The 1004-nt window shown below is 79.7% G+C and carries 1 protein-coding gene; it reads left to right on the plus strand.

Annotated features, from left to right (window positions below; translation table 11 throughout):
* Positions 1–1004 (plus strand): alcohol dehydrogenase catalytic domain-containing protein (locus tag NON00_RS24560; RefSeq protein ID WP_256025433.1); only part of this gene is annotated, 1004 nt, incomplete at both ends.

A 1004-nucleotide genomic window follows, 5' to 3' on the forward strand; every position in this document is an offset into this window, starting at 1 on the left:
CCCCCGGCCCGCCCCGTGCGCCTGCTGGCCGATGCCGCCAGCGCCCCGCGCGCCGCCGCGCTGGAAGCGGCCCTGCACGCCGCCGGCTGCACGGTGCAGCGCCACCCGCTGGAGGAGGCGCAGCACCTGCCGCCGCGCCTCCTGGCCGGCTGCACGGTGCTGGCCCTCGCCGCCCCTCCCGCCGCGGCTTTGGCCGCCACCCTGGCGCAGATCACCGCGCTGGCCGAGGCGGCGCGCGGCCGGGCGGGCGGCTTCGCCCTCATCACCGGCGATGCCGCCACCCAGCCGGAGGCGGCGGCGCTGCTCGGCCTCGGCCGCGTGCTGGCCAATGAGATGCCGGAGCTGAAGCTGCGCCGCATCGCCCTCCACCCCGGCCTGCCGGCGGCGGAGGCCGCCGCCCGCCTGCTGCCGGAACTGGACGGGCCGGAGCCGGAACTCGCCCTCACCCCCGCCGCACGGCTGGCGCCACGGCTGCGCCCGGGTGGCCTGCCACCGCTGCCGCGTGGCGCGGGCCGGCTGGTGGTGCGCCAGCCCGGCCAGCTCGGCAGCCTCGCCTGGGCGCCGCAGGAGCCGACGGAGGCCGCACGGCTCGGCGCGCAGGAGGTGGTCATCCGCGTCGAGGCCGCCGGGCTGAATTTCCGCGACCTGATGTGGGCCCAGGGCCTGCTGCCGGAGGAGGCGCTGCTGCTCGGCTTCGCCGGGCCGACGCTCGGCATGGAAATGGCCGGGGTGGTGGAACAGGCCGGGCCGCAGAGCGGCTTCGCCCCCGGCGATGCCGTCTTCGGCTTCGCCCCCGCCGCGCTGGCCAGCCGGGTGCGCACCCATGCCGCGGCCATCGCCCGGCTGCCGCGCGGCCTTGGCTTCGCCGCCGCCGCCACCGTGCCGGTGGCCTTCCTCACCGCCGTCTACGCGCTGGAGGAATGCGCCCGGCTGCGCCCGGGCGAGACGGTGCTGGTGCATGGCGGCGCCGGGGCGGTGGGGCTGGCCGCGCTGCAGGTGGCGCG

This window comes from Roseomonas sp. GC11, from assembly GCF_024437745.1.
Classification (GTDB): Bacteria; Pseudomonadota; Alphaproteobacteria; order Acetobacterales; family Acetobacteraceae; genus Pseudoroseomonas.